This is a genomic window from Pseudomonas sp. TE12234 (assembly GCF_054061835.1).
In genome coordinates this window covers 88,131-113,426 of sequence record NZ_JBSSEP010000001.1, presented here as the reverse complement: position 1 = coordinate 113,426, position 25,296 = coordinate 88,131, and the positions used below count along the sequence as shown (strand labels likewise).

24 protein-coding genes and 2 pseudogenes are annotated in these 25,296 nt (G+C 59.0%); 11 read left to right on the top strand and 15 right to left on the bottom strand.

All coding sequences use genetic code 11. The features are described from left to right. Position 1 precedes the first annotated feature (1 nt). Genes yidD through rpmH form a run of 3 tightly spaced genes read right to left on the bottom strand, consistent with a single transcriptional unit; the run spans position 2 to position 792 of the window. On the bottom strand, positions 2–247 hold the full coding sequence (gene yidD / locus ACVWYU_RS00575; protein WP_003213574.1) for a membrane protein insertion efficiency factor YidD: 246 nt from the start codon (positions 245–247) through the stop codon (positions 2–4). After that, positions 240–641 (bottom strand): ribonuclease P protein component, encoded by a 402-nt coding sequence (gene rnpA / locus ACVWYU_RS00570; protein WP_027926203.1) that lies wholly within the window; start codon positions 639–641, stop codon positions 240–242. The genes yidD and rnpA overlap by 8 nt, the downstream gene beginning before the upstream one ends. 16 nt (positions 642–657) lie before the next feature. Then, positions 658–792: a 50S ribosomal protein L34 gene (gene rpmH / locus ACVWYU_RS00565; protein ID WP_003213577.1), complete on the bottom strand. Its 135-nt coding sequence runs from the start codon at positions 790–792 to the stop codon at positions 658–660. A gap of 566 nt (positions 793–1,358) precedes the next feature. Here rpmH and dnaA point away from each other — a divergent pair. From dnaA to gyrB, 4 genes are read left to right on the top strand one after another with little or no spacing between them, the layout of a single operon-like run. Next, positions 1,359–2,876, top strand: a complete 1,518-nt coding sequence (gene dnaA, locus ACVWYU_RS00560; RefSeq protein WP_457371659.1) for a chromosomal replication initiator protein DnaA — start codon at positions 1,359–1,361, stop codon at positions 2,874–2,876. A gap of 39 nt (positions 2,877–2,915) precedes the next feature. Continuing rightward, a complete protein-coding gene (gene dnaN, locus ACVWYU_RS00555; RefSeq protein ID WP_457371658.1) occupies positions 2,916–4,019 on the top strand; it encodes a DNA polymerase III subunit beta in 1,104 nt (367 codons plus the stop codon). Between the two features lie 20 nt (positions 4,020–4,039). Further along, positions 4,040–5,143, top strand: a complete 1,104-nt coding sequence (recF, locus tag ACVWYU_RS00550) for a DNA replication/repair protein RecF (protein WP_457371657.1) — start codon at positions 4,040–4,042, stop codon at positions 5,141–5,143. Between the two features lie 5 nt (positions 5,144–5,148). Beyond that, positions 5,149–7,566, top strand: a complete 2,418-nt coding sequence (gyrB, locus tag ACVWYU_RS00545) for a DNA topoisomerase (ATP-hydrolyzing) subunit B (RefSeq protein WP_090327618.1) — start codon at positions 5,149–5,151, stop codon at positions 7,564–7,566. Between the two features lie 255 nt (positions 7,567–7,821). Here gyrB and ACVWYU_RS00540 read toward each other — a convergent pair whose 3' ends face one another. The 4 genes from ACVWYU_RS00540 to glyQ form a co-directional block, all read right to left on the bottom strand. Beyond that, a complete protein-coding gene (locus ACVWYU_RS00540) occupies positions 7,822–8,601 on the bottom strand; it encodes a lysophospholipid acyltransferase family protein (RefSeq protein ID WP_457371656.1) in 780 nt (259 codons plus the stop codon). An 81-nt stretch (positions 8,602–8,682) separates the two neighbouring features. Continuing rightward, positions 8,683–9,222: a D-glycero-beta-D-manno-heptose 1,7-bisphosphate 7-phosphatase gene (gene gmhB / locus ACVWYU_RS00535; protein ID WP_162842401.1), complete on the bottom strand. Its 540-nt coding sequence runs from the start codon at positions 9,220–9,222 to the stop codon at positions 8,683–8,685. A 4-nt stretch (positions 9,223–9,226) separates the two neighbouring features. Continuing rightward, positions 9,227–11,281, bottom strand: coding sequence for a glycine--tRNA ligase subunit beta (gene glyS / locus ACVWYU_RS00530; protein WP_457371655.1), 2,055 nt, complete (start codon positions 11,279–11,281; stop codon positions 9,227–9,229). After that, the gene (gene glyQ / locus ACVWYU_RS00525; RefSeq protein ID WP_003213601.1) at positions 11,278–12,231 is read right to left on the bottom strand and encodes a glycine--tRNA ligase subunit alpha; all 954 of its coding nucleotides are present in this window, start codon (positions 12,229–12,231) and stop codon (positions 11,278–11,280) included. The genes glyS and glyQ overlap by 4 nt, the downstream gene beginning before the upstream one ends. An 81-nt stretch (positions 12,232–12,312) precedes the next feature. On the opposite strand from glyQ, the gene tag reads away from it, so the two are divergent. Together tag and ACVWYU_RS00515 are read left to right on the top strand one after the other, a co-directional pair. Beyond that, positions 12,313–12,870, top strand: coding sequence for a DNA-3-methyladenine glycosylase I (tag, locus tag ACVWYU_RS00520; RefSeq protein ID WP_090326974.1), 558 nt, complete (start codon positions 12,313–12,315; stop codon positions 12,868–12,870). A gap of 40 nt (positions 12,871–12,910) precedes the next feature. Then, complete coding sequence (locus ACVWYU_RS00515) at positions 12,911–13,798, top strand: lysophospholipid acyltransferase (protein ID WP_247255207.1); 888 nt, start codon at positions 12,911–12,913, stop codon at positions 13,796–13,798. A gap of 23 nt (positions 13,799–13,821) precedes the next feature. On the opposite strand, the pseudogene ACVWYU_RS00510 reads toward ACVWYU_RS00515, so the two are convergent. After that, positions 13,822–13,902 (bottom strand): annotated as a pseudogene (locus tag ACVWYU_RS00510) (outer membrane lipoprotein carrier protein LolA); the annotation flags it as partial. Between the two features lie 56 nt (positions 13,903–13,958). Here ACVWYU_RS00510 and ACVWYU_RS00505 point away from each other — a divergent pair. Further along, positions 13,959–14,198 carry a PilZ domain-containing protein gene (locus tag ACVWYU_RS00505; protein WP_090326978.1) on the top strand — a complete coding sequence of 80 codons (240 nt, stop codon included), beginning with the start codon at positions 13,959–13,961 and terminating at the stop codon, positions 14,196–14,198. Here ACVWYU_RS00505 and ACVWYU_RS00500 read toward each other — a convergent pair whose 3' ends face one another. From ACVWYU_RS00500 to def, 6 genes and pseudogenes are all read right to left on the bottom strand, one after another. Further along, the gene (locus ACVWYU_RS00500; protein WP_247255206.1) at positions 14,199–14,513 is read right to left on the bottom strand and encodes a tetratricopeptide repeat protein; all 315 of its coding nucleotides are present in this window, start codon (positions 14,511–14,513) and stop codon (positions 14,199–14,201) included. It lies immediately after the preceding gene. Positions 14,514–14,649: 136 nt separating this feature from the next. Continuing rightward, positions 14,650–15,613 (bottom strand): annotated as a pseudogene (locus tag ACVWYU_RS00495) (IS110 family transposase). Positions 15,614–15,857: 244 nt separating this feature from the next. Next, complete coding sequence (gene trkA / locus ACVWYU_RS00490) at positions 15,858–17,231, bottom strand: Trk system potassium transporter TrkA (protein ID WP_457371654.1); 1,374 nt, start codon at positions 17,229–17,231, stop codon at positions 15,858–15,860. 22 nt (positions 17,232–17,253) lie between these two features. Further along, positions 17,254–18,564: a 16S rRNA (cytosine(967)-C(5))-methyltransferase RsmB gene (rsmB, locus tag ACVWYU_RS00485; RefSeq protein WP_457371653.1), complete on the bottom strand. Its 1,311-nt coding sequence runs from the start codon at positions 18,562–18,564 to the stop codon at positions 17,254–17,256. Beyond that, a complete protein-coding gene (gene fmt, locus ACVWYU_RS00480; RefSeq protein ID WP_457371652.1) occupies positions 18,561–19,520 on the bottom strand; it encodes a methionyl-tRNA formyltransferase in 960 nt (319 codons plus the stop codon). Before fmt ends, rsmB begins: the two co-directional genes overlap by 4 nt. Before the next feature lie 70 nt (positions 19,521–19,590). Then, complete coding sequence (gene def, locus ACVWYU_RS00475; protein WP_090326993.1) at positions 19,591–20,097, bottom strand: peptide deformylase; 507 nt, start codon at positions 20,095–20,097, stop codon at positions 19,591–19,593. Between the two features lie 171 nt (positions 20,098–20,268). On the opposite strand from def, the gene ACVWYU_RS00470 reads away from it, so the two are divergent. From ACVWYU_RS00470 to ACVWYU_RS00460, 3 genes are all read left to right on the top strand, one after another. Further along, on the top strand, positions 20,269–21,294 hold the full coding sequence (locus tag ACVWYU_RS00470) for a LysM peptidoglycan-binding domain-containing protein (RefSeq protein ID WP_457371651.1): 1,026 nt from the start codon (positions 20,269–20,271) through the stop codon (positions 21,292–21,294). A gap of 81 nt (positions 21,295–21,375) precedes the next feature. Further along, positions 21,376–22,482: a DNA-processing protein DprA gene (gene dprA, locus ACVWYU_RS00465; RefSeq protein ID WP_457371650.1), complete on the top strand. Its 1,107-nt coding sequence runs from the start codon at positions 21,376–21,378 to the stop codon at positions 22,480–22,482. A 54-nt stretch (positions 22,483–22,536) separates the two neighbouring features. Further along, positions 22,537–23,094 (top strand): L-threonylcarbamoyladenylate synthase, encoded by a 558-nt coding sequence (locus ACVWYU_RS00460; RefSeq protein WP_090326999.1) that lies wholly within the window; start codon positions 22,537–22,539, stop codon positions 23,092–23,094. A 133-nt stretch (positions 23,095–23,227) separates the two neighbouring features. On the opposite strand, the gene ACVWYU_RS00455 is transcribed toward ACVWYU_RS00460, so the two are convergent. Further along, positions 23,228–24,205 carry an NADPH:quinone reductase gene (locus ACVWYU_RS00455; protein WP_457371649.1) on the bottom strand — a complete coding sequence of 326 codons (978 nt, stop codon included), beginning with the start codon at positions 24,203–24,205 and terminating at the stop codon, positions 23,228–23,230. A 165-nt stretch (positions 24,206–24,370) separates the two neighbouring features. Between ACVWYU_RS00455 and hemF the strand changes: the two genes are divergently transcribed. After that, entirely contained in the window at positions 24,371–25,285 is a 915-nt protein-coding gene (hemF, locus tag ACVWYU_RS00450) for an oxygen-dependent coproporphyrinogen oxidase (protein WP_457371648.1), read from the top strand. Positions 25,286–25,296: the final 11 nt, after the last annotated feature.

Below are 25,296 nucleotides of genomic sequence, written 5' to 3'. Positions count from 1 at the left end.
ATTACTCGGCCATCGAAGAAGAACGGGAGGTAGGGATAGGTGGAACCGGGTCATAACCACCGGGATTCCACGGATGACAGCGACCTAAACGACGAAAGGTCAACCAGCCACCGCGCAGGAGGCCATGATTTTCGATGGCTTCTAACGCGTAGCAGGAACAACTGGGGTAGAAACGACAGTGATTGGCCATCAGGGGACTAATGGCATAGCGGTAAAACTGGATCGGAACGAGTGCCAGTTTACGCATCTGGACTGTCTACCCCTACAGTTTCGGTTTTCACTGCTGGTACCGGCGTGCTGCGTGCCAGTCGTTTCCAGAGCTTGCCGAAATGCTGAATCAATTCGGGGTTTTCTACGTCACCTAAACCTTTGCGCGCGACGATAACAATGTCCCAACCGACCAGTGAATCCTGGTGCAGGCGAAACGATTCGCGCATCAGACGTTTGAGGCGATTGCGCTCGACGGAGAGCTTTACGCTCTTTTTCCCGATAACCAGCCCGAGACGGGGGTGATCAAGATCGTTGTTGCGCGCAAGGAGCAGGAGATTTTTCCCCGGAACCTTGCCGGTAGGGGAGTCAAAGACTGCCTTGAAATGCCGGGGAGTAAGCAGACGCTTTTCCCGACTGAAGTCCTGACTCACCTCCAGTGCCGGATTATCAAACTGCCAGACGCGCACGACCTTTGGCGCGACGACGCGACAGGACGGCACGACCGTTCTTGGTAGCCATGCGAGCACGGAAACCGTGGGTACGAGCGCGTTTGATAGTGCTTGGTTGGAAAGTACGTTTCATTGTCGTGTTACCTGGTTCGTCCACAACGGGCCGGAATGGCCCCCGTTTTAAGAGACCGGGGATTCTAGAGAAAGCAAGCCTCTAGGTCAATTTCCAACCAACGTTTCTTATAAATAGATCTTCGGACGTTTTGCAGTGCGACCTTCCTTCGCCAAACATAAAATTAAAGAAGGAAAGTATTTAAAGCTTTTTTGTAAAGCTTATAAAAGCTAGCGGCGCGGTCATCTGTGGATAACTGGCTTCAGGCCTTTTAACACGTGATGTACAGAGAATGACAACTACAGTGGAAAACCGTGTTCAGCCTGTGCTGCACTGTCGGATAACCTGTGGGCGAAAGAGTGTCTTATCCACAGGCAGGTTATCCACCGACTTTCACCCCCAGTTGTGCAATGAGCTCAGACCCGGTTATCCACAGAGCTTATTCACAGACCATTGGTCGTCTTTTTTGCGTATAAAACGTTGATTCTTCTTGGCTGGTGATCAACCTTCATGTGGATAAGTCGGCGTCTGGTCGCTACAATGGCCGCTTGTTTTTGCCTCACCGGCTTTCAACTTAGGGGATATCCGTGTCAGTGGAACTTTGGCAGCAGTGCGTGGAGCTTTTGCGCGATGAGCTGCCTGCCCAACAATTCAACACTTGGATCCGTCCACTACAGGTCGAAGCTGAAGGCGACGAGTTGCGTGTCTATGCACCCAATCGTTTTGTGCTGGACTGGGTCAACGAAAAATACCTGAGCCGCGTCCTGGAGTTGCTGGACGAGCATGGCAATGGCATGGCGCCAGCGCTTTCCTTATTAATAGGCAGCAAACGCAGCTCGGCGCCGCGTGCCGCGCCGAATGCTCCGCTGGCGGCTGCGGCCTCCCAGGCTCAGGCTGCGGCTGCACCGGTCAGCGCACCACCACCGGCGGCGGCTCCAACCAAGCGTGCCACGCAAAAAGTGGCCGAGGTCACTGAAGAAGAGCCTTCGCGCGACAGCTTCGATCCGATGGCTGGCGCCAGCTCCCAGCAGGCACCGGTTCGTTCTGAACAACGCACCGTGCAGGTTGAGGGCGCGCTCAAGCACACCAGCTACCTGAACCGTACCTTTACCTTCGAAAACTTCGTTGAGGGCAAGTCCAACCAACTGGCCCGGGCTGCGGCCTGGCAAGTGGCGGACAACCCCAAGCACGGTTACAACCCGCTCTTCCTTTATGGTGGTGTGGGTTTGGGTAAAACCCACTTGATGCACGCTGTGGGTAACCACCTATTAAAGAAGAACCCGAATGCCAAGGTCGTGTATCTGCATTCCGAACGCTTCGTGGCCGACATGGTCAAGGCCCTGCAACTGAACGCGATCAACGAGTTCAAGCGTTTCTACCGTTCGGTGGACGCCTTGCTGATCGACGACATTCAGTTCTTCGCCCGCAAGGAACGTTCCCAGGAAGAGTTTTTCCACACCTTCAACGCACTGCTTGAAGGTGGTCAGCAGGTCATTCTCACCAGTGACCGCTACCCGAAGGAAATCGAAGGCCTTGAAGAGCGCCTGAAATCCCGCTTCGGCTGGGGCCTGACGGTAGCCGTCGAGCCTCCCGAGCTGGAAACCCGTGTGGCGATCCTGATGAAAAAGGCCGACCAGGCCAAGGTCGAACTGCCCCATGATGCGGCGTTCTTCATTGCCCAGCGCATTCGCTCCAACGTACGGGAGCTGGAAGGCGCGCTAAAACGCGTGATTGCCCACTCGCACTTCATGGGGCGCGACATCACCATCGAGTTGATTCGTGAATCCCTGAAAGACTTGCTGGCGCTGCAAGATAAACTGGTCTCTGTGGATAACATTCAGCGCACTGTCGCCGAGTACTACAAGATCAAGATCTCTGACTTGCTGTCCAAACGCCGTTCGCGTTCGGTCGCCCGTCCGCGTCAGGTCGCCATGGCGTTGTCCAAGGAGCTGACCAACCACAGCCTGCCGGAAATTGGCGATGTGTTTGGCGGTCGCGATCACACGACGGTGTTGCACGCCTGCCGCAAGATCAACGAACTTAAGGAATCCGACGCGGACATCCGCGAGGACTACAAGAACCTGCTGCGTACACTGACCACTTGATGAACACCAGCGCAGCTTATTAAGGCAAGGGACTAGACCATGCATTTCACCATTCAACGCGAAGCCCTGTTGAAACCCCTGCAACTGGTCGCAGGCGTCGTCGAGCGCCGCCAGACCTTGCCGGTGCTCTCCAACGTGCTGCTGGTTGTCGAAGGCCAGCAACTGTCGCTGACCGGTACCGACCTGGAAGTCGAGCTGGTCGGTCGTGTTCAACTCGAAGAGCCTGTCGAACCAGGTTCCATCACCGTGCCTGCGCGCAAACTGATGGATATTTGCAAAAGCCTGCCGAACGATGCGGTGATCGATATCAAGGTCGACGAGCAGAAGCTGGTGGTAAAGGCCGGACGTAGCCGCTTTACCCTGTCGACCCTGCCGGCCAATGATTTCCCGACGGTTGAAGAAGGCCCGGGTTCGCTGACCTGCAGCCTGGAGCAAAGCAAACTGCGTCGCCTCATCGAGCGCACCAGTTTCGCCATGGCCCAGCAGGACGTGCGTTACTACCTGAACGGCATGCTGCTTGAAGTTTCTGCCGGTGTCATTCGCGCTGTCGCCACTGACGGCCATCGTCTGGCCATGTGCTCGATGCAGGCCGATATCGGTCAGCCGGATCGCCATCAGGTCATCGTACCGCGCAAAGGTATTCTTGAACTTGCCCGCCTCCTGACCGAGCCGGACGGCATCGTCAGCATTGTCCTGGGTCAGCATCACATTCGTGCCACCACCGGCGAGTTCACCTTCACCTCCAAACTGGTCGACGGTAAATTCCCGGATTACGAGCGCGTTCTGCCGAAAGGCGGTGACAAGCTGGTACTCGGCGACCGCCAGGCATTGCGCGAAGCCTTCAGCCGTACCGCGATTCTGTCCAACGAGAAATACCGTGGCATCCGCCTGCAACTGGCCAATGGTCAACTGAAGATCCAGGCGAACAACCCGGAGCAGGAAGAGGCGGAAGAAGAAGTCGGCGTTGAATACAACGGCGGCTCCCTTGAGATCGGCTTCAACGTCAGCTACTTGCTCGACGTACTGGGCGTGATGACCACCGAGCAGGTTCGTCTGATCCTGTCCGACTCCAACAGCAGCGCGCTGGTGCAAGAGTCCGACAACGACGATTCGGCCTACGTTGTCATGCCGATGCGTCTGTAATCATGCTCAGCAGAAGCTAGATGTCCTTAAGTCGCGTCTCGGTCACCGCGGTGCGTAATCTGCACCCGGTGACCTTCTCCCCCTCCCCCCGAATCAACATTCTTTACGGCGCCAACGGCAGCGGCAAAACCAGTGTTCTGGAAGCCATACACCTGCTGGGGCTTGCCCGTTCGTTTCGCAGCACCCGTCTGTTACCAGTCATTCAGTACGAGCAATTGGCTTGCACGGTGTTCGGGCAGGTAGAGCTTGCCGAGGGTGGGCACAGCGCGTTGGGTATCTCTCGCGATCGCCAAGGGGAGTTCCAGATCCGCATCGACGGCCAGAATGCCCGTAGCGCGGCGCAACTGGCAGAGATCCTGCCTTTGCAGTTGATCAACCCCGACAGTTTTCGCTTGCTGGAAGGCGCGCCTAAGATTCGTCGACAGTTTCTCGACTGGGGCGTGTTCCACGTGGAACCTCGTTTCATGTCCACCTGGCAGCGCTTGCAGAAGGCCCTGCGTCAGAGAAACTCTTGGCTGCGGCATGGTACACTTGACGCCGTTTCGCAAGCGGTTTGGGACAGGGAACTGTGCCAGGCCAGCGCTGAAATTGATGAATACCGCCGCGCTTACATCAAAGCCTTGAAACCAGTCTTTGAACAGACCTTGAGTGAACTGGTTGAGCTCGAGGGCTTAACGCTCAGCTATTACCGAGGTTGGGATAAGGACCGTGAGCTGAGCTCTGTGCTTGCCGGGTCCCTTCAGCGGGATCAGCAAATAGGGCATACCCAGGCCGGACCACAACGCGCTGATTTGCGCCTCAGATTGGGCGCTCATAATGCCGCGGATATATTGTCCCGCGGCCAGCAAAAGCTGGTTGTCTGTGCATTGCGGATTGCCCAAGGGCACCTGGTCAGCCAGGCCCGTCGCGGTCAGTGTATTTATCTGGTGGATGACTTGCCGTCCGAACTGGACGAGCAACACCGCCGCGCGCTTTGCCGCTTGCTGGAAGACTTACGCTGCCAGGTGTTTATCACCTGTGTAGATCACGAATTATTGAGGGAAGGCTGGCAGACGGAAACGCCAGTCGCTCTGTTCCACGTGGAACAGGGCCGTATCACCCAGACCCACGACCATCGGGAGTGAAGGCATTGAGCGAAGAAAATACGTACGACTCAACGAGCATTAAAGTGCTGAAAGGCCTGGATGCCGTACGCAAACGTCCCGGTATGTACATTGGTGACACCGACGATGGCAGCGGTCTGCACCACATGGTGTTCGAGGTGGTCGATAACTCGATCGACGAAGCGCTGGCCGGCCACTGCGACGACATCAGTATCATCATCCATCCGGATGAATCCATCACCGTTCGCGACAACGGCCGTGGCATCCCGGTAGACGTGCACAAAGAAGAAGGCGTTTCGGCAGCCGAGGTCATCATGACCGTGCTGCACGCCGGCGGTAAGTTCGATGACAACTCCTACAAAGTATCCGGCGGTCTGCACGGTGTAGGTGTGTCGGTTGTAAACGCATTGTCCGAACAACTGGTCCTGACGGTACGTCGCAGCGGCAAGATCTGGGAACAGACTTACGTGCATGGCGTTCCGCAGGAACCGATGAAAATTGTCGGTGACAGTGAAACCACCGGTACCCAGATCCACTTCAAGGCTTCCAGCGAAACCTTCAAGAACATCCACTTCAGTTGGGACATCCTGGCCAAGCGGATTCGTGAACTGTCCTTCCTCAACTCCGGTGTCGGCATCGTCCTCAAGGATGAGCGCAGCGGCAAGGAAGAACTGTTCAAGTACGAAGGTGGTCTGCGGGCGTTCGTTGAATACCTGAACACCAACAAGACGCCGGTCAACCAGGTGTTCCACTTCAACATCCAGCGTGAAGACGGCATTGGCGTGGAAATCGCCCTGCAGTGGAACGACAGCTTCAACGAGAACCTGTTGTGCTTCACCAACAACATTCCACAGCGCGATGGCGGTACTCACCTGGTGGGTTTCCGCTCCGCACTGACGCGTAACCTGAACACCTACATTGAAGCCGAAGGCCTGGCGAAGAAGCATAAAGTTGCCACCACTGGCGACGATGCCCGTGAAGGCCTGACCGCGATCATTTCGGTGAAAGTGCCTGATCCGAAGTTCAGCTCCCAGACCAAAGACAAGCTGGTGTCTTCCGAAGTGAAGACAGCGGTCGAACAGGAAATGGGCAAGTACTTCTCCGACTTCCTGCTGGAAAACCCGAACGAAGCCAAACTCGTGGTCGGCAAGATGATCGACGCCGCCCGTGCCCGTGAAGCGGCGCGCAAGGCTCGTGAGATGACCCGTCGTAAAGGCGCGCTGGATATTGCGGGCTTGCCGGGCAAACTGGCTGACTGCCAGGAAAAGGACCCTGCCCTGTCTGAACTGTACCTCGTGGAAGGTGACTCTGCTGGCGGCTCCGCCAAGCAGGGTCGTAACCGCAAGACCCAGGCGATTCTGCCCCTGAAGGGCAAGATCCTGAACGTCGAAAAAGCGCGTTTCGACAAGATGATCTCTTCCCAGGAAGTGGGCACCTTGATCACTGCGTTGGGTTGCGGCATCGGTCGCGATGAGTACAACATCGACAAGCTGCGCTATCACAACATCATCATCATGACCGACGCTGACGTCGACGGTTCGCACATCCGTACCCTGCTGCTGACCTTCTTCTTCCGTCAGTTGCCGGAGCTGATCGAGCGTGGCTACATCTATATCGCTCAGCCGCCGCTGTACAAGGTCAAGAAAGGCAAGCAAGAGCAATACATCAAAGACGACGACGCCATGGAAGAGTACATGACGCAGTCGGCCCTGGAAGATGCGAGCCTGCACTTGAACGAGGAAGCGCCGGGTATCTCCGGCGAAGCCCTTGAGCGCCTGGTGAACGACTTCCGCCTGGTGATGAAGACCCTCAAGCGTCTTTCGCGCCTGTATCCACAGGAACTGACCGAGCACTTCATCTACCTGCCTGCCGTCAGCCTGGAGCAACTGTCCGATCACGCAGCGATGCAGGATTGGCTGGCCCAGTACGAAGTGCGTCTGCGTACCGTCGAGAAGTCCGGCCTGGTCTACAAGGCCAGCCTGCGCGAAGACCGTGAGCGTAACGTATGGCTGCCTGAGGTCGAGCTGATCTCCCACGGCCTGTCGAACTACGTCACCTTCAACCGCGACTTCTTCGGCAGCAACGACTACAAGACCGTTGTTTCCCTGGGGGCCCAACTGAGCACCTTGCTGGACGAGGGCGCGTACATCCAGCGTGGTGAGCGCAAGAAGCAGGTTACCGAGTTCAAGGAAGCCCTTGAGTGGCTGATGGCCGAAAGCACCAAGCGCCACACCATCCAGCGATACAAAGGTCTGGGCGAGATGAACCCGGATCAGCTGTGGGAAACCACCATGGACCCAAGCTCGCGCCGTATGCTCAAAGTCACGATCGAAGACGCCATTGGTGCAGATCAGATCTTCAACACCCTGATGGGTGATGCGGTCGAACCTCGCCGTGACTTCATCGAAAGCAACGCCCTGGCGGTTTCCAACCTGGACTTCTGATCCTCGTTTAACTTGTCAAACGAAAAAGGCCAACGTCATGCGTTGGCCTTTTTTGTTGCAGAACCAAATGATTGAAACAGCCATCTCGCAGGCATAAAAAAACCGGCTATATCAGCCGGTTTTTTTGCGCCCGAAAAAAACTTATGCACGGTTTTCGGTTTTTTTGGCGTTTTTAAAATATCTATATAAATCAGTAAGTTAAAAACAATATTCGACGCTTTTTGAACAAACGGTACACAGGTTATCCACAGAAGGTCAGACAGTCACCTGGTCATTGGCCAATGGCGCTTGTGGAGCGGGTGGCAGCGAGCCCATTTCCCTTTGCATCTGCTCGTTCCAGGCCTGGACCCGATCATTCAAATCGGCAATGGATCGAGGTCCATTGCCTTCTGCATACATGGGGGCTCCGATGATCACGGTGATGACACCCTGCTTTTTCGCCCAACCGGTTTTCGGCCAGAACTTGCCGGCATTGTGCGCAATGGGCAGCACTGGCAGATCAGCATTCACCGCCAAAGCGGATCCGCCGCGGGAGAATTTGCCGATGGTGCCGTAAGGGACACGTGTACCTTCGGGGAAGATCAGCACCCAGACATTGTCCTTGAGCAGCTCGTCGCCTTTCTTCGCTACATGCTTGAGGGCGGCTTTAGGGTTGTCCCGGTCGATGGCAATCGGACGCAGCATGGCCATGGCCCAGCCGAAGAACGGCACATAGAGCAACTCACGCTTGAGCACCTGGCTCAAGGGTTCGAAGTAGGCCGAGAGAAAGAACGTCTCCCAGGTGCTCTGGTGGTTCGACTGAATCACGCAGGGCCGGTCTGGTACGTTCTCGGCGCCCTTCACCTCGTAGCTGATACCCAGAAACACCTTGCTCAGCCACAAGGCGCAGCGACACCAATAAACGTTGATGAAGCGATAGCGCGCCTTGAACGGCAGAAATGGCGCGATAAAAAAGCTCAGGCTGCACCACAGCAAGGAGCTGGTGCCCAGCAGCAGGTAAAAGAGGAAGGTTCTGATGGCCTGCAGTATCGACATGGCGACGTTTACCGTTACGGGCACTGCCCGACTGTTCAAGCGCACTCCCGAACATTCCCTGGTCAGGAGTTCGAGAGCGCTCTAATTGTTGATAAGTTCTGCGGCAATCGCCGCCAGATCGTCGAAAATCAAAGTGCCCACCGGCAGGCTCTTGCCCAAAGTCTTTTCGCCCTTTCCGGTCTTAACTAAAACTGGCTGAGAATCGACGGCTTTGGCGGCTTCCAGGTCACCGAGACTATCGCCGACGAACCATAGATTAGTCAGCGATACGTTGTAATGTGCGGCGATGTTTTTCAACATCCCGGGTTTTGGCTTGCGGCAATCGCAGCCTTCGTCCGGCCCATGCGGGCAGTAGACGATCAAGCCGACTTCGCCGCCCTGCTCCGCCACCAGCGAGCGCAAGCGCTCGTGCATGGCGTCCAGGGTAGCGATGTCGTAATAGCCGCGAGCGATGCCGGACTGGTTGGTAGCCACCGCTACCGTCCAGCCGGCCTTGCTCAACTGCGCGATGGCTTCGATCGAACCGGGGAGCGGTATCCACTCCTCCACTGACTTGATGTAAGCGTCGGAGTCGTAATTGATCACCCCGTCCCGATCGAGTATCAGCAGTTTCAACAGCAGTCCCTCAGCCCAGCAATGAAATATCGGCGACGCCGAGGAACAGTCCCCGCAGACGCGCCAGCAACGCATAACGGTTGGCGCGAACTTTCGCGTCTTCCGCGTTGACCATCACGGCTTCGAAGAACGCATCCACCGGCTCGCGCAAGGCGGCCAGGCGTGCCAGGGATTCGCTGTACTGACGCGCTGCAGCCATCGGTTGAACAGCCTGGTCTGCCTGCTGGATCGCCGAGTACAGGGAGAACTCGTTGGCATTGTCGAAGTACTTGGCTTCCACGACGGTCGGCACGGAGCCTTCCACTTTGCTCAGCAGATTCGAAACGCGTTTGTTCACTGCAGCCAGGGCAGCGGCTTCCGGTAACTTGCGGAAGGCTTCCACCGCTTGTACGCGCTGGTCGAAGTCCAGGGCCGAACCCGGCTTCAGGGCGCGCACCGACAGGTAGGTCGCGACGTCGACACCTTCGTCCTCATAACGAGCACGCAGACGGTCGAAGATGAACTCCAGTACCACGTCGTTCAGGCCGCTAGCCTTGACCTTGGCACCGAACGCATTCACGGCGAAAGCCACGGCGTCGGTCAGGTCGAGGTCGAGTTTCTTGTCGATCAGGATGCGCAATACGCCCAATGCGGCACGGCGCAAGGCATACGGATCTTTACTGCCGGTTGGCAGCATACCGATGCCGAAAATACCGACCAGGGTATCCAGTTTGTCAGCGATGGCCACGGCCGCACCGGTCAGGGTGGTCGGCAGCTCGGCGCCGGCACCGCGAGGCATGTATTGCTCGTTCAGCGCCAGTGCAACGTCTTCCGGCTCGCCATCGTTGAGGGCGTAATAGTAGCCGGCGACACCCTGCATCTCCGGGAACTCGCCGACCATTTCGGTCGCCAGGTCGCACTTGGACAGCAGGCCTGCGCGGGCAGCCCACGCGGCGTTGCCGCCGATGCGCTGAGCGATGAACGCAGCCAGTTTGGAAACACGTTCGGCCTTGTCATAGACGCTGCCGAGTTTTTCCTGGAACACCACGTTTTGCAGGCGCAGGTTGAAGTCTTCGAGTTTCTGCTTCTTGTCTTGCTTGAAGAAGAACTCGGCGTCGGTCAGGCGTGGGCGAACCACTTTTTCGTTACCGGCGATGATCTGCTGCGGGTCTTTGCTCTCGATGTTGGCCACGGTAATGAAACGTGGCAGCAACTTGCCGTCGGCATCCAGCAGGCAGAAATACTTCTGGTTGTCCTGCATGGTGGTGATCAAGGCTTCTTGCGGCACTTCAAGGAAGCGCTCTTCGAACGAGCACACCAGCGGCACCGGCCATTCAACCAGCGCGGTCACTTCGTCGAGCAGGTCCGGCGGCACGATCGCGGTGCCTTCCTGACGGGTTGCCAGCTCTTCGGTGCGCTTGCTGATGATGTCGCGACGCTCGTTTGCGTCAGCCAGGACGTAAGCGGCGCGCAGGTCAGCCAGGTAGCTGGACGGCGAACCGATGCGCACGTTTTGCGGGTGATGGAAGCGGTGACCACGGGAGTCGCGGCCGGCCTTCTGGGCGAGGATGGTGCAGTCGATGACCTGGTCACCGAGCAGCATTACCAGCCATTGGGTCGGGCGAACGAATTCTTCCTTGCGAGCACCCCAGCGCATACGCTTGGGAATCGGCAGGTCATTCAGGGAATCTTCGACGATGGTCGGCAGCAGGCTCGCGGTCGGCTTGCCGGCGATGTTTTGGCTGTAGCGCAGTTTCGGGCCGCTCTGATCGATTTCGCTCAGGTCGACGCCGCACTTCTTGGCAAAGCCCAGTGCCGCTTGGGTCGGATTGCCTTCGGCATCGAACGCAGCCTGACGTGGCGGGCCATCGAGGTTGATGCTGCGATCGGGCTGCTGAGTGGCCAGCGAGGTGATCAGCACGGCCAGACGACGCGGCGCGGCATAAACGGTTTTGGTCTCGTAGTTCAGGCCGGCCGCTTGCAGGCCCTTGTCGATACCGGCCAGAAACGCTTCGGCCAGGGTGTTCAGGGCTTTGGGTGGCAGTTCTTCAGTGCCCAGTTCAACCAGAAAATCCAGAGCACTCATTGTGCAGCCTCCAGCTTGGCCAGTACTTCATCACGCAGGTCCGGGGTTGCCATCGGGAAGCCCAGCTTGGCGCGAGCCAGCAGGTAGGCTTGCGCCACGGAACGCGCCAGGGTGCGCACACGCAGAATGTATTGCTGACGCGCGGTTACCGAGATTGCCCGGCGCGCATCCAGCAGGTTGAAGGTATGGGAGGCCTTCAACACCATTTCGTAGCTCGGCAACGGCAGCGGCTGGTCGAGTTCGATCAGGCGCTTGGCTTCGCTTTCATAAAAATCGAACAGCTCGAACAGCTTCTCGACGTTGGCGTGTTCGAAGTTGTAGGTCGACTGCTCCACTTCGTTCTGGTGGAACACGTCGCCGTAGGTCACTTTGCCGAACGGACCGTCAGCCCAGACCAGGTCGTAGACCGAGTCCACGCCTTGCAGGTACATGGCCAGACGTTCCAGGCCGTAAGTGATCTCGCCCGTCACCGGGTAGCACTCGATACCGCCCGCTTGCTGGAAGTAAGTGAACTGCGTCACTTCCATGCCGTTGAGCCAGACTTCCCAGCCCAGACCCCAGGCGCCGAGGGTCGGCGATTCCCAGTTATCTTCGACGAAGCGGATGTCGTGCACCAATGGGTCCAGGCCCACGTGCTTGAGGGAGCCCAGGTACAGCTCCTGGAAGTTGTCCGGGTTCGGCTTCAGGACTACCTGGAACTGGTAGTAGTGCTGCAGTCGGTTCGGGTTTTCGCCATAGCGGCCGTCAGTCGGGCGGCGACTTGGCTGCACATAGGCGGCGTTCCAGGTTTCCGGGCCAATGGCGCGCAGGAATGTTGCGGTGTGGAAAGTGCCGGCGCCTACTTCCATATCGTAGGGCTGAAGTACCACACAACCTTGCTCGGCCCAGTATTGCTGGAGGGCGAGGATCAAGTCTTGGAAGGTACGCACGGCTGGCGTAGGCTGGCTCACGAAATTCACCTGTTTCTTGGGCTGCGATTTAAAGAGCGGGAGTATACCCGATTCGTTGCTGCGCACGCCCCCTGGAGCCTTATGCCACGCTGCTTTTGGTGTTCCGAAGATCCGCTGTACATGGCTTATCACGATCAGGAGTGGGGCACGCCGCTACGCGATGCGCAGGGATTGTTCGAGTTGCTTTTGCTCGAAGGGTTCCAGGCCGGGCTTTCCTGGATCACCGTATTGCGCAAACGCGAACACTATCGCCGGGTGCTGTATGGCTTTGACGTGCAGCGCGTGGCCCAGATGAGTGATGCTGAAATCGATGATTTGATGCTCGATCCGGGCATCATTCGCAATCGCCTCAAGCTCAACGCGGCCCGGCGCAACGCCCAGGCCTGGCTGGCGCTGGAAGACCCTGTCGAGCTTCTCTGGTCATATGTCGGCGGTGTTCCGAAGGTCAATCATTTCAAGGATCGCACCGAAGTCCCGGCCATCACACCCGAGGCGGTGGAGATGAGCAAAGGCCTGAAAAAGGCCGGCTTCACCTTCGTAGGCCCGACCATTTGCTACGCGCTGATGCAGGCTTCGGGCATGGTCATGGATCACACCCGCGATTGCGACCGCTACGCGCAGCTGGCGAACGGCGGTTAGAATAGCCGCCTCGCGCACAGCACAAGATCAGGAGTGACCTGTGGATAAGTTTAAAGGCGCCTTGCTGGTAGGCGCTCTGCGGCTGTTTGCCCTGCTCCCGTGGCGGGCGGTGCAGGCTGTCGGCTCGGCAATTGGCTGGGTGATGTGGAAAACCCCTAACCGTTCACGCGACGTGGTGCGGATCAACCTGGCCAAATGTTTTCCGGAAATGGACCCCGCCGAACGTGAGCGTCTGGTGGGCCAGAGTCTGAAAGACATCGGCAAGTCCCTGACAGAAAGCGCCTGCGCCTGGATCTGGCCAGCCCAGCGCTCCATCGACCTGGTGCGCGAAGTTGAAGGCCTCGATATTTTGAAAGACGCCCTGGCCTCCGGCAAAGGCGTGGTCGGCATCACCAGCCACCTGGGCAACTGGGAAGTGCTCAACCACTTTTATTGCAGCCAGTGCAAACCGATCATTTTCTACCGTCCGCCGAAATTGAAGGCGGTGGATGAATTACTGCAAAAGCAGCGGGTGCAACTGGGCAACAAAGTGGCCGCTTCCACCAAGGAAGGCATCCTCAGCGTCATCAAGGAAGTGCGCAAAGGCGGTGCAGTGGGCATCCCCGCCGACCCGGAACCGGCAGAATCCGCCGGGATCTTCGTGCCGTTCTTCGCCACCCAGGCATTGACCAGCAAATTCGTGCCGAACATGCTCGCGGGCGGCAAAGCGGTCGGCGTGTTCCTGCACGCCCTGCGTCTGCCAGACGGTTCGGGCTACAAAGTGATCCTCGAAGCCGCGCCAGAGGCCATGTACAGCACAGACACCGAGGAATCCTGTGCCGCCATGAGCAAGGTGGTCGAGCGCTATGTGCGGGCGTATCCGAGCCAGTACATGTGGAGCATGAAACGCTTCAAGAAGCGCCCGCCAGGTGAAGAGCGCTGGTATTGAAACAATTGGCACAGTCTGTGGATAACTGTAGGAGCGAGCCTGCTCGCGATGGACCTGAGGGCACCACGGGGAATCAGACTTTCCGCGTCATCGTTCACGACCATCGCGAGCAGGCTCGCTCCTACAAGTTATCCACAACACGTTCATAAGGGCGCAGTAGATGTCCGAACACCGTAAATCATTTCGCATCAAGATCAGTCACGAAACCGTTGGTGAATGCCTGGGCCAGACGCGCAACCTGTCGACCACAGGGGTCTACGTCAAGCATCCGGCATTGTCGGCTCTACCCAGGGGCGCGGTGGTTTACGGGCAGGTGCAGGACTTGCCCACAGGCGCGCCGCGTGTGCGCATGGAAGTGGTGCAAGTGGATGCCGAAGGCATTGGTTTGCGTTATCTCTGATCAGTGCGCGTGACGATCCAGCTTTTTCAGGAACACCGTCATTTCCTTCTCGGCCTGTTTATCGCCATGGGCTTTGGCGGCTTCCAGGCCCTGCTCCCAGGCCCGACGTGCGGCGGGATGGTTCTCCAGCGCCAGGTGAGCCTTGCCCAATAACTTCCACGCTGCCGAATACTTCGGATCAATCTCAACGCAACGCTGGAAATGTTCCACAGCCTTGGCGTTCTCCCCCAGATCCAGGTAACCCTTGCCCAGGCCGAAGCGCAGCAATGAGTTATCCACACCCTTGGCGAGCATTTTTTCCAGGGATTCGATCATGGGTGGATTCCTTGCATGAGGAGTGTCAGGGGACGTTATTTGTATCTTTGAAACCGCCATCGCTGGCAAGCCAGCTCCCACAGGGTTCTCAGATGTACATGACGTTTGTGAACAATCGAAAAAATTGTGGGAGATTCTATGTTTGGGGGGAACCCCCAAACATAGAATTCGGCTTGTATTCGCTCTGGTTTTTCATCAGGGAAAACATCACTCTGATCAACTTGCGTGCCAGGATAACCAAGGCCTGAGTGCCTTTTAGGCCTCTGGCCAGATAGCTTTCGTAGTACGGCTTCCAGGTCGGCGAGCGGCTGGCGGCCATAGCGCTGTTGTGAAACAAGCGCCGGAACTCCGAGTCCCCTCGTTTGGAGAGCCGGCGCTTTTGATCCTTTTGTCCTGACTGCCTCACCCGCGGATCCATGCCGAGGAAGGCGACGTACTCGTCGCTGTTGGCAAACTCCCCACGCAAAAAAGCAGTGGCCGCTGCGGTGGCCGTCAGGAGTCCTACGCCCTCGATGGCCTGGCAACGCTTCACCTGATCCTCAATTCCACCTTGCGCGGCAATTTCCTTGAGCGTTTTCTGAATCATTTTTTCGAATTGGGCAATGGCGGCCAGAAGCTGGTTGAAGTGCTCTTTAAGCAGGGATTCGTTTTTTCCAGCTTTGCTTGAGTGCAACACAGGCCTGGACCAACTGAGCCCGGCGGCGAAGCAGGCTTTTCATCTGTGTGTAAGCCTTCGGTGGCGGATTCCAGATCCTCAGTCTGTCGGATTCCCGGCTCAAGTAACGCGCCAGCAGTTCGGCGTCCAACGTGTCTGTTTTCGCCCTCAGGCCTATTCCATCGCGGTATTTGTTGAGGCGACTGCCATCAATGACGTACACGTCATGGCCCATTTCATGGGCCATTTCCGTTGTATCAAGGTGATAGATATTGGTCGCTTCTAGCGCGATAGCGCTGTGCGCTGGCAGCGTCTTTAGCCATTGCTTCAGGGTTGATCGCTTGTTTGCGATATTTAGGGTCTTTTCCAGGTCGGATCGATAGATAACGATCTCCTCCTTCGCCACATCCACACCGACGACCACCTGCGAATTCAGGATTGTCATGGCACACCCTCCGAGCTAGGGTTTAGATACTTGACGGGGTTCACCGTTGCGCTGGCTTGTTTCTATCGTCGGTCCGAGCCGATGCATTCCTTATCGGCGCATTAGGTGAAGGGGTGGGACGAAGTCTCCCACGGTCTGTACTGGCAAGAGTCAGATGACGAGCTTTAGTCCCACCCACCCCTTCAAGTCTAAACATACAAGCTGGCTTGCCAGCGATCGGGGCCCGTACAGCCGCTGCAAAACCTCAGAAAAAGCTCAGCCCCACATGGAACAGTTTTTCCACATCACGAATATGCTTCTTATCCACAAGGAACAAAATCACATGGTCCCCCGCCGCGATCACCGTGTCATCGTGGGCAATGATCACTTCTTCGTCGCGGATGATCGCCCCGATGGTAGCGCCCGGCGGCAGGCCGATGTTCTCGATGGCTTTGCCGATGACCTTGCTCGATTTCGCATCGCCGTGGGCAATCGCCTCGATGGCTTCGGCGGCGCCCCGGCGCAGTGAGTGCACGCTGACGATGTCGCCGCGGCGCACGTGGGCCAGCAAGGTGCCGATGGTTGCCAGTTGCGGACTGATGGCGATGTCGATATCGCCGCCCTGGATCAGATCCACATACGCCGGGTTGTTGATGATGGTCATCACCTTCTTCGCGCCCAGGCGTTTGGCCAGCAGCGACGACATGATGTTGGCTTCGTCATCGTTGGTCAGGGCCAGGAAGATGTCCGCATCAGCGATGTTTTCTTCCATCAACAGGTCGCGGTCGGAGGCGCTGCCCTGCAGCACGACGGTGCTGTCGAGGGTGTCCGAGAGATGGCGGCAGCGTGCCGGATTCATCTCGATGATCTTCACCTGGTAACGGCTTTCGATGGCTTCGGCCAGTCGCTCACCGATCTGCCCGCCGCCGGCGATGACGATGCGTTTGTAGGTCTCGTCGAGACGGCGCATTTCACTCATCACCGCGCGAATGTTCGCTTTGGCCGCGATGAAAAACACTTCGTCGTCCGCTTCGATCACCGTGTCGCCTTGGGGCAGGATCGGGCGATCGCGACGGAAAATGGCCGCCACGCGGGTTTCGACATTCGGCATGTGCTCGCGCAATTGCCGCAGTTGTTGACCCACCAGTGGCCCGCCGTAATAGGCCCGCACCGCGACCAGTTGTGCCTTGCCTTCAGCGAAGTCGATCACCTGCAACGCGCCCGGATGCTGAATCAGGCGTTTGATGTAGTTGGTGACCACTTGTTCCGGGCTGATCAGCACGTCCACCGGAATCGCTTCGTTATCGAACAGTTCGGAGCGCGTGAGGTACGCCGCTTCGCGCACGCGGGCGATTTTGGTGGGGGTGTGGAACAGGGTGTGGGCGACCTGGCAGGCGACCATGTTGGTTTCGTCACTGTTGGTCACGGCCACCAGCATGTCGGCGTCGTCCGCTCCAGCCTGGCGCAGTACCGTCGGCAGTGAGCCGCGACCCTGGACCGTGCGGATGTCCAGGCGATCACCGAGATCGCGCAGACGCTCGCCGTCGGTGTCGACCACCGTGATGTCGTTGGCTTCGCTGGCCAGATGTTCCGCCAGCGAACCGCCGACCTGCCCCGCACCGAGGATGATGATTTTCATCCAGTCACTCCATTGAATCCGGTTAACCGCGCGCGGCGGCGATCTTGATCAGCTTGGCGTAATAGAAGCCGTCGTGTCCGCCTTCCTGAGCGAGCAATTGGCGACCATGAGGTTGCTTTATCCCGGCTGCGGTCGCGAGGTCCAGTTCACGGGCGCCCGGCGTGCGGGCAAGGAACGCTTCGATGACTTCGGTGTTCTCGGTCGGCAGCGTGGAGCAGGTGGCGTAGAGCAAAATGCCGCCGACCTCCAGGGTTTTCCACAGGGCATCCAGCAGCTCGCCTTGCAGCAGTGCCAGCGCGGCGATGTCATCGGGTTGGCGGGTGAGCTTGATGTCCGGATGACGACGAATCACGCCAGTGGCCGAACACGGGGCGTCGAGCAGGATGCGCTGGAACGGCTTGCCATCCCACCAGGTGGCGGTGTCGCGACCGTCTGCAGCGATCAGCTCGGCGCTCAGGCCAAGGCGTTCGAGGTTTTCACGCACGCGGACCAGGCGTTTGGCTTCCAGATCCACGGCCACCACGCCTGCCAATGCCGGCTCGGCTTCAAGGATGTGGCAGGTTTTGCCCCCCGGTGCACAGCAGGCGTCCAGCACCCGTTGACCGGGTGCGAGGTCAAGCAGATCGGCGGCCAGTTGCGCCGCTTCATCCTGCACGCTGATCCAGCCTTCGGCGAAACCGGGCAGGCTGCGCACGTCGGTGGCGGCGTCGAGGATGATGCCGTCACGGCTGTAAAGGCACGCACTGGCGGCAATGCCGGCCTCGCTCAGCAAGCCGAGGTAGGCGTCGCGGGTGTGATGGCGACGATTCACGCGAAGGATCATCGGCGGGTGCGCGTTGTTCGCTGCGCAAATGGCTTCCCATTGTTCCGGCCAGAACGCCTTCAGGGACTTTTGCAGCCAGCGCGGGTGAGCGGTGCGCACCACCGGGTCGTGTTCCAGCTCCGCCAGCAGCGCTTCGCTTTCCCGTTGGGCGCGGCGTAGCACGGCGTTGAGCAAGGCTTTGGCCCAGGGTTTTTTCAGCTTGTCGGCGCAACCGACGGTCTCACCGATGGCGGCGTGGGCCGGCACACGGGTGTAGAGCAACTGGTAGAGGCCGACCAGCAACAAGGCTTCAACATCGGCGTCCGCTGCCTTGAAAGGCTTCTGCAACAGTTTGGCCGCCAGTGCCGACAACCGCGGCTGCCAGCGCGCGGTGCCGAACGCCAGGTCCTGGGTGAAACCGCGATCGCGATCTTCGACCTTGTCCATTTGCGTGGGCAGCGAACTGTTGAGTGAGGCTTTGCCGCTTAGAACAGCAGCCAGTGCCTTGGCGGCGGCCAGACGCGGGTTCATTGAGCGTCCGCCGTATGACCAAGGACGGTGCCCACCGCGAATTTCTCACGACGGCTGTTGAACAAGTCGCTGAAGTTCAGTGCTTTGCCGCCGGGCAATTGCAGGCGTGTCAGGCACAGCGCCTGCTCACCACAGGCGACGATCAGCCCGTCCTTGCTGGCGCTAAGGATTTCACCCGGTGTGCCCTTCCCTTGCGCGAGGCTCGCGGCCAACACTTTCAGCGCTTCGCCGTTCAAGGTGCTGTGGGTGATCGGCCATGGGTTGAAGGCTCGAACCAGGCGTTCCAGCTCAATCGCCGGACGGGTCCAGTCGATGCGGGCTTCGTCCTTGTTCAATTTGTGTGCATAGGTGGCGAGGTTGTCGTCCTGCACTTCGCCTTCCAGCGTGCCGGCAGCAAGGCCGGCAATGGCTTGAATCACCGCAGGCGGCCCCATTTCGGCCAGGCGATCGTGCAGGCTGCCGCCGGTGTCTTCGGTGCTGATCGGCGTGATGACCTTGAGCAGCATCGGCCCGGTGTCGAGCCCCGCTTCCATGCGCATCACGGTCACGCCGCTTTCGGCGTCGCCCGCTTGCACGGCGCGCTGGATCGGCGCCGCACCGCGCCAGCGTGGCAGCAGCGAGGCGTGGCTGTTGATGCAGCCCAGACGCGGAATATCCAGCACCACTTGCGGCAGGATCAGGCCGTAGGCCACCACCACCATCAGGTCCGGTTTCAGTGCGGCCAGTTCAGCCTGAGCGTCTTCGTTGCGCAGCGTTGGCGGTTGCAGCACCGGGAGATTGTTTTCCAGAGCAAGCTGCTTGACCGGGCTCGGCATCAGCTTCTGCCCACGACCTGCCGGACGATCCGGTTGGGTGTAGACCGCAACGATCTCGTAAGGGCTGTTCAACAGGGCCTTGAGGTGTTCAGCGGCGAATTCCGGGGTGCCGGCAAAGACGATGCGCAGTGGCTCAGTCATGAAGGGCTCTCTAGTGCAAAGCATCTTGAAAAGAAAAAGGCTTGCCGCAGCAAGCCTTTGAAGGAGGGCATCAAGCGTTCTGGCGGTGGAGCTTTTCCAGCTTCTTCTTGATCCGGTCGCGTTTGAGCGTCGACAGGTAGTCAACGAACAATTTGCCGTTCAGGTGGTCGCATTCGTGCTGGATGCACACCGCGAGCAGTTCTTCGGCGATCAGTTCGTAAGGTTGGCCGTCGCGGTCCAAGGCCTTGACCTTGACTCGTTGCGGACGATCGACGTTTTCGTAGAAGCCCGGCACCGATAGGCAGCCTTCCTGATACTGACCCATGTCGTCGGTCAGGGGCTCGAGCTCAGGGTTGATGAACACGCGCGGTTCGGTGCGATCTTCGGAGAGGTCCATCACGACAATACGTTTGTGCACGTTGACCTGGGTCGCGGCGAGGCCGATGCCCGGTGCTTCATACATTGTTTCAAACATGTCATCGACCAACTGACGCACTTCGTCGTCCACTACGGCCACTGGTTTGGCGATAGTGCGCAGGCGCGGATCAGGGAATTCGAGGATGTTTAAAATGGCCATAAGCTTGATGACTGCACGTGTGAAGTAAGGTCGGGTCGATGGCCTGGCGAGTCAGAAGATGCAGGCTATCTATGTAAAACGTAGCTCCCTTCTTTTCATAAGCAAGCCGGGAGCGAGCCACTGACGGCTCTGGCGTTTCACGCGAACGCACATAATAAAGGGATTCACCGCATGAGGAAATCACTACTCGCCTTGCTCCTTCTGGCCTCGGCAGGTTGGGCGCATGGGCAAGTGCAGCTCAGGGAAGGTTTTCCACAGCAATACACAGTGGTTGCAGGGGACACGCTCTGGGATATCTCGGCAAAATTCCTCCGTGAGCCATGGCAGTGGCCCGAGCTCTGGCAGGCCAATCCCCGGATCGAAAATCCCGATCTGATTTATCCCGGCGACTTGCTATCCCTCGTCTACGTCGACGGCCAGCCACGGTTGACCCTCGATCGCGGTCCTTCCCGAGGCACCATCAAACTCTCGCCACGGGTGCGCAGCAGCCCGGTCGCAGAGGCCATTCCGAGCATTCCACTGAAGTCGATCAACAGCTTTCTGCTGAGCAACCGTATCGTCGACAAGGTCGAGGATTTCGACCAGGCACCCTACATCGTGGCCGGGGACGCCGAGCGGGTGCTCAGCGGCGTTGGCGATCGCATCTTTGCTCGCGGGCAATTCGACCCGGCGCAGTCGGTCTACGGCATCTTCCGCCAGGGCAAGGTCTACACCGATCCGCTGACCCAGGCGTTTCTGGGGATCAACGCCGATGACATCGGCAGCGGCGAAATCCTCGCCATTGAAGGCGACGTCGCCACGCTGGCGCTGCAACACACGACCCAGGAGGTGCGCCTCGGTGATCGTTTGTTCAGCGGTGAGGAACGCCCGATCAATTCGACCTTCATGCCCAGTGCCCCCAAAAACGAAATCAACGGCTTGATTATCGATGTGCCGCGCGGCGTCACCCAGATCGGCGCGCTCGACGTGGTCACCCTGAACAAGGGCCAACGCGATGGCTTGGCCGAAGGCAATGTCCTGGAAGTGATGAAGACCGGCGAAACCGTGCGCGACCGGATCACCGGCCAGCCGCTGAAAATCCCCGATGAACGCGCCGGACTGCTGATGGTCTTCCGCACCTACGACAAGCTCAGCTACGGGCTGGTACTCAAGGCATCGCGCTCGCTGGCGGTGATGGACAAGGTACGAAATCCGTAAGCGTGCTTCACAAGTTACCAACAGAGTTATCCACAGCTTATTCCCGTTTGTACGGGTGCTCATAACGATCAAGGATGATCCATGTCGATGCCTGCCTTTACACCGGTTTCCCCTGCGGAACTGGAAGCTCGTTTACGTCTGCACCGTCTACCTGAATTGGGTCCGGCGCGTTTCAAAAAACTGCTGGAGGCTTTCGGTTCGGCGTCCAAAGCCATCAGCGCACCCGCCAGTGCCTGGCGTGCGCTGGGTTTGCCGCTGGCCTGTTCCGAGGCCAGGCGATGCGCTGAAATCCGCGATGGCGCGAGTCACGCTTTGGCTTGGCTAGAGCGTCCTGGCCAGCATTTACTGATGTGGGACCAACCCGACTACCCTTCACTGCTGGCGCAAATCAGCGATGCGCCGCCGCTGTTATTTGTCGCTGGCGACCCCGGCATTCTGGAAAAACCGCAGTTGGCGATGGTGGGTAGTCGGCGTGCGTCACGGCCGGGCATGGACACCGCCGCGGCTTTTTCCCGCAGCCTGGCCGGCGCCGGGTTTGTCGTTACCAGCGGTCTGGCCCTGGGCATCGACGCGGCCGCTCATCAGGCGGCGTTGGACATTGGCGGTCAAACGGTCGGCGTGCTTGGCACGGGTCTTGAAAAATTTTATCCACAGCGCAATCGACGGCTGGCTGATGCGATGATCGCCTCGGGTAGCGCGGTACTGTCGGAGTTCCCGCTGGACGCCGGACCGACCGCCAGCAACTTCCCGCGACGCAACCGGATCATCAGCGGTTTGTCCCTCGGTGTGCTGGTGGTGGAGGCCAGCGTTGCCAGCGGTTCGTTGATCACCGCGAGGCTGGCGGCGGAACAGGGGCGCGAGGTGTATGCGATTCCGGGATCGATCCATCACCCCGGCGCCCGCGGTTGCCATCAGCTGATCCGCGACGGCGCCGTGCTGGTGGAAACCATCGAGCATATTCTCGAAGCCTTGCGCGGCTGGCAGCAGCTGCCGTTTTCCACAGAAGCGCCCGAGATGGCGGCGCCCCACCCATTGCTGACCCTGCTTCACGCCGCCCCGCTCTCCAGTGAAGCGCTGGCCGATGCCAGCGGCTGGGCCTTGCCCAAAGTGCTGGGGGCGTTGACGGAGCTGGAGATGGAGGGCCGCGCAGTCTGCGAAAACGGCCGCTGGTTTGCACGGGTGAGCTAGGTTTTATAAACAAGATCGGTAAACTGCGCAGAGCCTTATTCTGGAGTGTTTTTCATGGTCAACAGTTGGCGTGTGCAACAAGCCGCGCAAGCAATTCGCGCCGGGGCGGTGATTGCCTACCCAACCGAAGCTGTCTGGGGTCTGGGTTGCGACCCGTGGGACGAAGAGGCCGTGGAGCGGCTGTTGCTGCTCAAGGGCCGGTCTGTGGATAAAGGCCTGATTCTGGTCGCCGACAACATCCGTCAGTTCGACTTCCTTTTCGACGACTTCCCGGAGTTGTGGATGGATCGCATGGCCAGTACCTGGCCGGGGCCGAACACCTGGCTGGTGCCGCATCAGAACATGTTGCCGCAGTGGATTACCGGCGTGCATGAAACCGTGGCCCTGCGGGTCAGCGATCACCCGCTGGTGCGGGACTTGTGCTCACTGGTCGGGCCGCTGGTATCGACGTCCGCCAACCCACAGGGCCGGCCGGCGGCGCGCACGCGGATTCGCGTGGAGCAGTATTTCCGGGGGCAGCTTGATCTGGTGCTGGGCGGGAATCTGGGAGGGCGCAAGAACCCGAGCGTGATTCGTGATCTGGCAACCGGCCAGGTGATGCGCGCGGGTTAAGGCCGAGGGTGACCTCAATCGCGGGCAAGCCCGTTACCACAGTGGCTCCTGGTGTTCACAAAATATGTGTTCACAGCCAGTCCTTGTGGGAGCGGGCTTGCTCGCGATGAGGCCGAGGCAGGCGCTGAAAATGTTAAGGCAACAACACCACTGACCCCGTTGTGCGCCGCGCCGACAACTCGGTCTGGGCCTTCGCCGCTTCAGCCAGTGGGTAACGCTGGCTGATATCGACCTTCAGCTTGCCGCTGATGATCATCTCGAACAGTTCATCGGCCATTCTTTGCAGGTTTTCGGCGTTGTTGGCGTAGGTCGCCAGTGTCGGGCGGGTCACGTACAGCGAACCCTTTGCCGCCAGAATCCCCAGGTTCACCCCGTCTACCGCACCGGACGCATTGCCGAAACTCACCACCAGCCCCCGGGGCGCCACGCTGTCGAGCGAAGTCAGCCAGGTGTCCTTGCCGACGCCGTCATACACCACCGGGACCTTTTTGCCGTCAGTCAATTCCAGTACGCGCTGTGCGACGTTTTCATGGCTGTAGTCGATGGTCGCCCAAGCGCCGTTGGCCTTGGCCAGCGCGGCTTTCTCCGCTGAACTCACAGTGCCGATCAACTTCACACCCAGTGCCTTGGCCCATTGGCAAGCCAGTGAACCCACGCCACCGGCCGCCGCGTGGAACAAGATGGTTTCGCCGCCCTTGAGTTCGTAGGTCTGACGCAACAGGTATTGCACGGTCAGGCCTTTGAGCATGACCCCGGCGGCTTGTTCGAAGCTGATGGCGTCCGGCAGATGCACCAGGTTGGCTTCGGGCAATACATGAACGTCACTGTAGGCACCCAATGGCCCGCTGCCATAGGCCACGCGATCACCGACCTTGAATCGGGTGACTTCGCTGCCGACCGCCTCGACCACGCCCGCCCCTTCGGCACCCACACCCGATGGCAGGGATGGTGGCGAATAGAGGCCGCTGCGGTAATAGGTATCGATGAAGTTCAGGCCGATGGCCTTGTTGCTCACGCGGACCTGCTGCGGGCCGGGCTCGGCGGGTTGGTAATCCACATACTCGAGCACTTCGGGGCCACCGTGGGCACGGAACTGGATACGCTTTGCCATCTGCACTCTCCTGAGATCGTTTCTACCAAAGCGTCCTATCGGACTCCTAAGCTTGATCTTCGTCAACTGCGACGAGCGCATCGGCGGTGGTATGCTACGCGCCCATTTGCGCCGGCTGAGCTCCAATGGAGCGCCGCGTAGCTTTGCCCGATCCAAGGTGATGCCATGACTACCCGCACCGAGGCCGTAAAAGCCTACCTGCTCGACCTGCAAGACCGCATTTGCGCTGCCCTGGAAGCCGAAGACGGTGGCACGCGCTTCGTCGAAGACGCCTGGACCCGGCCCGCCGGTGGCGGTGGACGTACGCGGGTGATCGAAAACGGCGCGGTGATCGAAAAGGGCGGCGTCAATTTTTCCCACGTCTTCGGCAACGGTCTGCCACCGTCCGCCAGTGCCCATCGGCCGGAACTGGCCGGGCGCGGTTTCGAAGCCCTGGGCGTGTCCCTGGTGATCCACCCGCACAACCCGCATGTGCCAACTTCCCACGCCAACGTGCGCTTTTTCATCGCCGAAAAAGAAGGCGAAGAGCCGGTCTGGTGGTTCGGCGGCGGCTTCGACCTGACCCCTTACTACGGTAACGAAGAAGACTGCGTGCACTGGCACCGCATTGCCGAGCAGGCCTGCGCGCCGTTCGGTCCGGATGTCTATTCGCGCTACAAGGCCTGGTGCGACAGCTACTTCCACATCAAGCATCGCCACGAGCCACGGGGCATCGGTGGCCTGTTTTTCGATGATCTGAACGAGTGGGACTTCGACACCAGTTTCGCTTTCATGCGCGCCATCGGCGATGCCTATATCGAGGCTTATCTGCCGATCGTGCAACGCCGCAAGAACGATGCGTTCACCGCCAAACAGCGCGAATTCCAGGAGTTCCGCCGTGGGCGCTACGTCGAGTTCAACCTGGTTTACGACCGTGGCACCTTGTTCGGCCTGCAATCGGGCGGGCGTACCGAGTCGATCCTCATGTCCCTGCCGCCGCAAGTGCGCTGGGGTTATGACTGGAAGGCCGAACCGGGCAGCGAAGAAGCGCGCCTGACCGAATACTTCCTGCAAGACCGCGATTGGTTGGCCAAGGCCTGAACGAGGAATCC

Bases quoted from the DNA above. Each gene is read 5' to 3' on its own strand.
- yidD (WP_003213574.1), bottom strand. From the start codon at position 247: ATGCGTAAACTGGCACTCGTTCCGATCCAGTTTTACCGCTATGCCATT.
- rpmH (WP_003213577.1), bottom strand. From the start codon at position 792: ATGAAACGTACTTTCCAACCAAGCACTATCAAACGCGCTCGTACCCAC.
- dnaN (WP_457371658.1), top strand. From the start codon at position 2,916: ATGCATTTCACCATTCAACGCGAAGCCCTGTTGAAACCCCTGCAACTG.
- recF (WP_457371657.1), top strand. From the start codon at position 4,040: ATGTCCTTAAGTCGCGTCTCGGTCACCGCGGTGCGTAATCTGCACCCG.
- ACVWYU_RS00540 (WP_457371656.1), bottom strand. From the start codon at position 8,601: ATGTCGATACTGCAGGCCATCAGAACCTTCCTCTTTTACCTGCTGCTG.
- glyS (WP_457371655.1), bottom strand. From the start codon at position 11,281: ATGAGTGCTCTGGATTTTCTGGTTGAACTGGGCACTGAAGAACTGCCA.
- tag (WP_090326974.1), top strand. From the start codon at position 12,313: ATGCCACGCTGCTTTTGGTGTTCCGAAGATCCGCTGTACATGGCTTAT.
- ACVWYU_RS00505 (WP_090326978.1), top strand. From the start codon at position 13,959: ATGTCCGAACACCGTAAATCATTTCGCATCAAGATCAGTCACGAAACC.
- ACVWYU_RS00500 (WP_247255206.1), bottom strand. From the start codon at position 14,513: ATGATCGAATCCCTGGAAAAAATGCTCGCCAAGGGTGTGGATAACTCA.
- trkA (WP_457371654.1), bottom strand. From the start codon at position 17,231: ATGAAAATCATCATCCTCGGTGCGGGGCAGGTCGGCGGTTCGCTGGCG.
- rsmB (WP_457371653.1), bottom strand. From the start codon at position 18,564: ATGAACCCGCGTCTGGCCGCCGCCAAGGCACTGGCTGCTGTTCTAAGC.
- fmt (WP_457371652.1), bottom strand. From the start codon at position 19,520: ATGACTGAGCCACTGCGCATCGTCTTTGCCGGCACCCCGGAATTCGCC.
- def (WP_090326993.1), bottom strand. From the start codon at position 20,097: ATGGCCATTTTAAACATCCTCGAATTCCCTGATCCGCGCCTGCGCACT.
- ACVWYU_RS00470 (WP_457371651.1), top strand. From the start codon at position 20,269: ATGAGGAAATCACTACTCGCCTTGCTCCTTCTGGCCTCGGCAGGTTGG.
- dprA (WP_457371650.1), top strand. From the start codon at position 21,376: ATGTCGATGCCTGCCTTTACACCGGTTTCCCCTGCGGAACTGGAAGCT.
- ACVWYU_RS00460 (WP_090326999.1), top strand. From the start codon at position 22,537: ATGGTCAACAGTTGGCGTGTGCAACAAGCCGCGCAAGCAATTCGCGCC.
- ACVWYU_RS00455 (WP_457371649.1), bottom strand. From the start codon at position 24,205: ATGGCAAAGCGTATCCAGTTCCGTGCCCACGGTGGCCCCGAAGTGCTC.
- hemF (WP_457371648.1), top strand. From the start codon at position 24,371: ATGACTACCCGCACCGAGGCCGTAAAAGCCTACCTGCTCGACCTGCAA.